General features: G+C 65.2%; 7 protein-coding genes. All 7 read right to left on the bottom strand.

Annotated features, from left to right (window positions below; translation table 11 throughout):
• Positions 1-49 precede the first annotated feature (49 nt).
• Positions 50-877: a MerR family transcriptional regulator gene (locus tag ACIBK2_RS14445; RefSeq protein WP_396967173.1), complete on the bottom strand. Its 828-nt coding sequence runs from the start codon at positions 875-877 to the stop codon at positions 50-52.
• A gap of 59 nt (positions 878-936) precedes the next feature.
• Complete coding sequence (locus tag ACIBK2_RS14440; RefSeq protein WP_396967171.1) at positions 937-1293, bottom strand: hypothetical protein; 357 nt, start codon at positions 1291-1293, stop codon at positions 937-939.
• A gap of 75 nt (positions 1294-1368) precedes the next feature.
• Positions 1369-1743 (bottom strand): glyoxalase, encoded by a 375-nt coding sequence (locus ACIBK2_RS14435; RefSeq protein WP_396967169.1) that lies wholly within the window; start codon positions 1741-1743, stop codon positions 1369-1371.
• A gap of 135 nt (positions 1744-1878) precedes the next feature.
• Positions 1879-2109 (bottom strand): ferredoxin, encoded by a 231-nt coding sequence (locus ACIBK2_RS14430; protein ID WP_396967167.1) that lies wholly within the window; start codon positions 2107-2109, stop codon positions 1879-1881.
• Positions 2110-2121: 12 nt separating this feature from the next.
• Positions 2122-3324 carry a cytochrome P450 gene (locus ACIBK2_RS14425; protein WP_396967165.1) on the bottom strand — a complete coding sequence of 401 codons (1203 nt, stop codon included), beginning with the start codon at positions 3322-3324 and terminating at the stop codon, positions 2122-2124.
• Between the two features lie 107 nt (positions 3325-3431).
• Complete coding sequence (locus tag ACIBK2_RS14420) at positions 3432-4028, bottom strand: TetR family transcriptional regulator (protein ID WP_396967163.1); 597 nt, start codon at positions 4026-4028, stop codon at positions 3432-3434.
• Between the two features lie 148 nt (positions 4029-4176).
• Positions 4177-5073, bottom strand: coding sequence for an alpha/beta hydrolase (locus ACIBK2_RS14415; protein WP_396967245.1), 897 nt, complete (start codon positions 5071-5073; stop codon positions 4177-4179).
• Positions 5074-6000: the final 927 nt, after the last annotated feature.

The following is a 6000-nucleotide window of genomic DNA, read 5'->3' as shown; positions in this document are numbered from 1 at the left end:
GATGCCACGGCATCCAGTGTCGTCATCACGGCACCTTCCTCGCTGAACATCATTCAGCGTGTTGGGCCGGAACCACCGTTAAATCCACAGTCCCGGTGTCGACGGGGTCTGAGACGTTGCGGTCGGCGTTGGCGAGGATTGCGTCGTGGATGTATTGGGAGAGGCCGGGGGCCATGTCGTCGTAGTTGAGGCCGGAGCGTTGGTTGGTGCGGTAGGCGGCGGCTAGGGTGCGGTGGGTTTCGTGGGGGCAGTCGTGGAACCAGTGGTGGAGGTGTTGGCGGTGTTGTTCGGCTAGGTCCATGACCTCGGGAGATGTGGCGGGGACGCCGGATTGCATGGCGTCGGCCAGGTGTTGGTGGATGGTGGCTTGTTCGGTGCGCAGGGTTAGCCAGTCTTGTTTGGTGTAGTGGAGGGCGCGGTCTCGGCGTTGGGTGAATTCGGGGGTGTGGCCCCATTTTTGGGTGATTTCGTCGGCGCGGGCGATGAGTTTGTCGACGCCGAGGACTAAGAGTCGTTCAGTGGGAGTGAGGGTGATGCCGATTCGGCGGGCGGTGAGTTCCTTGTCGATCAGGGCGATCATGGATTGGTAGCGGGCGGTTTTCGCGGTCAGCAGTTCGCGTTGGCGGCGGAGGTGGTCCTCGTCATCGATGGTGGGGTCGGCCAGGACGGCGGCGATGTCGGGTAGGGCGAGGTCTAGTTCGCGGTAGAAGAGGATGCGTTGCAGGCGTTGCAGATCGGTGTCGGAGTAGAGGCGGTAACCGGCTGCGCTGCGCGCGCTTGGTTCGAGTAGGCCGATTTCGTCGTAGTGGTGCAGGGTGCGGATCGAGACACCGGTTAGTTCGGCGATGGTGCCGACGGTGTATTCGAGTTGGTCCATGTTTGCCACTGTGCGGCCTCACGTGGCGTGAGCGTCAAGGGCGAAATCAAAAGGCAAGGTCACTGGCCGTAAGAGAATCGGAGGTCGGCGAAGAGTAGTTGATTGAGGCGGCGGAGGTGGCCGGTTTTGCTCTGGTCCGGGGGTTCATCGGGGGTGAGCAAGGTGAATCTCAGTAAGGTGTCACCGCGATCGACGGGTGTCAGGTCGAAGTGCACCTGGTCGTCAGGTCTGCTCGGCCACAGGGAGGACCACACAACCGTGTTAGGTTTTTCGGCCTCCACAACTCTGGGTTCGACTTCGTCGGGCAGAAGCGCGAGCCACGCCCGCGCCTGCGTCCGCCGCGGCTCCGTCAGCGATTCCCACACGACGAACGGCGGTGCAGGTAACCTCCGCGCCCTCGAACCGATCTCGATCACGCAACCCAGCGTAAACGCGTGACCTGATAAAACGAGCTGTGAAGCCCAAGGGCGTGGACTCGTAGGCCAACCGGGTCAGTGTCCGTCTGGAGCGAGGAACTCCACGCGGTTGCCGACGCCGTCGTGGGTATGGAAACGGCGGCGGCCCGGGATTTCGGCCGGGTCGGCCCAGTGGACCGGAAATCCGGCGGCGAGGAGAGCGGCGGCGATTGTGACTATGTCGGCAACGAACGCCGGGTGAGCTTTGGTGGCGGGGTGGAAATCATGTTCCACGCCGACGTGTAGCTCACCGGCGGGACCGCCGAAACCTGGTACCGCGAACCAGCATCCGCCTCTGGCCGCCAGCAGCGGAGGCTTCGGTAGCTCCGGCCAACCGAGGATCCCGGTGTAGAAATGGCGCTGCTGATCCTCACCGCCCGCCGGGCACCCCACCTGGACGTGATGAATCATGTTGCCAGCCTATCCAGCAGTCGCTTCCTGTCGAATCGGCATTCCGTGGCACACCATGACGGCAGACGTCGAGATCGGGTCCGCCATGGTGTGCCACTGTGGATTCGGGTCCCAGCGGGCTGGGGGGGTGGCCGGTTACTGTTCGGGGGCGAGGATTTCGCCGGATTCTGCTGATCGGACGAGGATCGCTTCGATGGGGCAGGATTCGGCGGCGTCGATGAGGAGGTCGTCCGGGGGGACGACTTCTGTTATCGGGCTGGAGCGGCCGTCGACGAGGGTGAAGTGGTCGGGGGCGAGGCCGGTGCACATGCCTGAGCCGAGGCAGGTGCTCCGGTCGACCTCGATCCGCCACTGTTGCTGTGCCATACCAGTTTCCCCTTACCAGCTCACTGGAAGCGCTTTCGGCCCGCGTACCAGCAGGCCGGTCTTCCACGGTACTTCCTCGAACGGGACCGCGAGGTGCAGCGTCGGGAAGCGTTGCAGCAGTGAGCCTAACGCGACCTGCAGCTCCAGTCTGGCGAGTTGGGCGCCCAGGCAGTGGTGCACGCCGTGACCGAAGGCCATGTGCGGGTTGTTGTTTCGGGTGAGGTCTAGGTCGTCGGAGTTCTCGAACACGCTCTCGTCGCGGTTGGCGGCCTGGGTGTTGACGATGACCGATTCCCCGGCCCGCACGGTGACGCCGCTGAGCACGACGTCCTCGGTGGCCACCCTGGCGAAGGAACCGCCGGACCCGAGTTGGACGTAGCGCAGCAGTTCCTCGATCGCGCCGGGCACCAAATCCGGCCTGCCGCACAGCAGTTCCCAGTGCCGCGGCTCGCTGAGCAGGACGTAGGTGAAGTTGGCGATCTGGTTGGCGGTGGTTTCGTGGCCCGCGATCAGCAGGCCGATACCCATATTGACCAGTTCGTCTTCAGTGAGCCTGTCGTCGTTGTCGCGAGCGGCGACCAGCGCGCCGAGCAGGTCGTCGCTCGGCTGCTCCCGGCGCCGCGCGACCACCTCGGCAAGGTAGGCCTCGAGGGCCGCGCGCGCGTCATCGATCTGCTCGGTGGTGTGCGCGGTGGTGGACAGCACGGTGTCGGAGAAGTCGCGGAACCGGTGCTGGTCATGGGTGGGCACGCCGAGCATCTCGCAGATCACGGTAACCGGCAGCGGCAAGGCCAGGCTCTGCACCAAATCGGCTACGGGCCCGGCGGATTCGATCTCGTCCAGCCGTTCGTTCACGATCTCCTGCGCCCGCGGACGCAGTTCTTCGACGCGGCGGCTGGTGAACGCCTTCGCGACCAGCTTGCGCAGCCTGCTGTGCTCGGGTGCGTCCATGCTGAGCAGCGAGTTCTGCCGCGACGGGTTGGGCGTGGTGCGCGGGATGTCTTCGCGGTCCACCGTCACGGCACGACTGAATCGCGGGTCGGCGAGCACCAGTTTGGCGTCCGCGTAGCGGGTGACCAACCAGCCCGCGTCGCCGTAGGGCAACTGGACACGCGAGACGGGTTCTTCGCGGCGCAGCTTGGCGAAGAGCGGGTCCATGTCTAGGCGGATGGGTTCACCGAAAGGGTATTGGCGCACCTCAGTTTTCACGGTCATGCGGGTCTCCCTTGGCCGACGCCGACTGGCGCGGTAGCGATGTAAGCAATTGCTTACACAACCTCATGTTAGGGAGGTCACACTGCTCCGTCAACGGTCGGATTCCGTTACGGCGGCGGGAAATTCGCGTCCGTGCGGGCCAAAAGCACTTGGGCGGCGCGCAGCACATGACCGGCAACTGCCGCCGGGTCCGCGCTGGCCAGCGGCTCTCTGCGGTGCACGGAGCGGAGCAGGCCGATGCCGAGCAACCAGGCGAGCAGCAGGTCGGCACACAGCTCGCTATCGGGGCCGTCGCCGAGCGAGGACATCGCACGCACGTACTCGTCGCCCAGCTCGCGGCGAATCGCCGACGTCCCCTCATCATGTCCGGGCGAGCGCAACGCGGCCTGTAGCCAATACTCTTGCGCCGCTGAGCCGGTCGGCTCGAGCATCCCCGCGAGCAGCCTGCTCAGCAGACCCTCGACCGGTCCGTCCGCGAGCCTGCGGCGCCCCTGGTCCGCGATCGCCGCCCGGAACAGCTCGTCCTTGTTGCCGAAATACCGGAACAGCAACGCCTGATTCACCCCGGCGCGCGCCGCGATGTCGCGCACCGTGGCGCGCGCATACCCCCGCTCGGCGAACAGCTCCTGCGCCGCCGCCAAGATCGCGGCGCTGGTGGCGGCCGAATCCTTTTTCCGGCTGACCGTTTCGTTCTCGCTGGACATGCATCCTCCGGTTGCCAAATCTGCGGAAGAGCAGCGTAAAGCAGGCAACCGATCCTTCGCTGACACCAGCCGCGGCGCCGACCGAGCGGTCCACAACTGCCGTCAAGGATTGTCTACTTCGACCATTTTCGCGAGGGCTGCCGGGGCATCACGCACCGAGCGCCCCGGCCAGGTGCGGCCAGGAGTCGTGCAGGTCCGTTTCGAACTGTCCCCAGGTATGCGCGCCCTCTGGTCGGTTGACGTGCACCGCGGGCAGTCCGAGCTGATCGAGTCTGCCTGCGAAGGCAGCCGTGCAGGCGCTAGCGATGGCCTCGATCGGCGGAAAGGGCAGTCCCCCTTCGTCGATCGCGCCGGGTGTGCCGGTGGCGGCGGACAGGTAGATCGTCTTCCCCGCCAGCGCAGCAGCATTGGCGAACGCGTCGTGCGCCCGCCAGATCGCGTCACCCGGTGCGCCCCACATGTTCGCCGCATTTCCGCCACCGCGCAGCACCTGGGCGCTGACCATCGCCACCCCGAGAGCATCAGCGGCCCAAGGACATCCGCTGTACGCGGCCACGGCGCGGTATACCTCGGGCGCCTGGATCGCGAGGTCGACCGCGGACCCCGCGCTCATCGACACCCCCGCGATCGCGTTCCGTCCGGTGCTGCCGAGCCGTGCGTCGAGGACGCCCGGGAGTTCACGGGTGAGGTAGGTCGTCCACCGGTTGCGCCCGACCACCGGATCGTCGGCGAGCCAATCGGTGTACAGGCTGTACGCGCCGCCGACGGGCATCACCACGTTGACGTGCTTGTCGGCGAAGAAGTCCCGGACATCGGTGTCGTCCCACCACGAGATGCCGTCCTGTCCACCACCGATCCCGGTGAGCAGATACAGCGTGGGCGCAGGCCCGCCGGCCGCCCGAATCACCCGGTTGGTCACCACCCGATCCATCGAGGGCGAGTAGACGTCCATCCGCGAGACGGAACCGCCCAGCGACTCCTCGCCCGCCAACCGCGCCCCGGCCGGCGCCGCCGCAGCCGGTCCGACCGAGCAGACCGACACCATCAACACACCGACAAGCGAAACCAAAAACTTTGAAGCCGCCACTATTCCGTTATACCGCCGGAACACCACGGTAAAACCCGAAGCAGCAGACCAAGATTCGGGTCTTGACAGTGCGGCCGACCTGTCGTTTCATCTGCTCATCAGCCACGAGACCAGCCAAGATGACCCTGATCATGAACTGGGACAGGCGCCGTCGCGGTAGGCAGGACAACGGGATCGAAAACGGCCGCACGACTTGCCGATTCGGCGAGTTCGGACGCTCTGGCGAATACCTAGCATGCACCAAGAGCTCCAGCCGACGGCGCGATCGCCGGTCGGTGCCGCGGAGATCCCCGAAGCAACCTGCCGCAGGGTCCGAGCACAACAAATTCAACCCTGACCGATTTCTGCCGGAAATCTACACAAAGTGGACACCCAGGTTCGCGGGGCGTATAAGCCGTTCGGCTCCGACGAACCAACCTGCATCGGATGCCAATTCGCATACCACGAAATTTTGCTCGCGCTCGCCACCATCGCGGCCACCTTCGATGCACAACCCCTACCGAACTAAACCCCGATGTCGGTGAACAAATCACACACAATCGCCGCGGACTTCGTGTCGAAATGCACAAGCGGGCCCGGCCGACGCCGAGGACCCGCCGCACAACCGCCCCGATCAGCGGCGACACCACCGCGGCGCGCCGAAGGCCGGACACGGGTTGTCCGTCGAGCCGCCTAGGCGGCGCCACCCACAATCGGCGCGGAAAAGGTAGGCTGACGCGGCGCTAGTGCTGTCGGCTCTTGGCCGGCAGAGCAGTGAGCGGAGAATGCTTTTGCACACATTCCGCTCGCCCGCGTTAACCATGCGGCCAGCGCGCATGGAATGCTGTCCACTGAGTCCGTAATTTTTGCACCATTTCTGTGGACTGAAACATCACTGAGTACAAG

It is taken from the genome of Nocardia sp. NPDC050175 (assembly GCF_044459885.1).
In the GTDB taxonomy this organism is placed as follows: Bacteria; Actinomycetota; Actinomycetes; order Mycobacteriales; family Mycobacteriaceae; genus Nocardia.
Note: the sequence above shows the minus strand (reverse complement) of the source record. Positions and strands in the feature narration are given on the sequence as shown.

Excerpts from the sequence above, each read along its gene's own strand:
- ACIBK2_RS14445 (WP_396967173.1), bottom strand. The coding sequence starts at position 877 with ATGGACCAACTCGAATACACCGTCGGCACCATCGCCGAACTAACCGGT.
- ACIBK2_RS14435 (WP_396967169.1), bottom strand. The coding sequence starts at position 1,743 with ATGATTCATCACGTCCAGGTGGGGTGCCCGGCGGGCGGTGAGGATCAG.
- ACIBK2_RS14430 (WP_396967167.1), bottom strand. The coding sequence starts at position 2,109 with ATGGCACAGCAACAGTGGCGGATCGAGGTCGACCGGAGCACCTGCCTC.
- ACIBK2_RS14425 (WP_396967165.1), bottom strand. The coding sequence starts at position 3,324 with ATGACCGTGAAAACTGAGGTGCGCCAATACCCTTTCGGTGAACCCATC.
- ACIBK2_RS14420 (WP_396967163.1), bottom strand. The coding sequence starts at position 4,028 with ATGTCCAGCGAGAACGAAACGGTCAGCCGGAAAAAGGATTCGGCCGCC.
- ACIBK2_RS14415 (WP_396967245.1), bottom strand. The coding sequence starts at position 5,073 with ATGGTGTCGGTCTGCTCGGTCGGACCGGCTGCGGCGGCGCCGGCCGGG.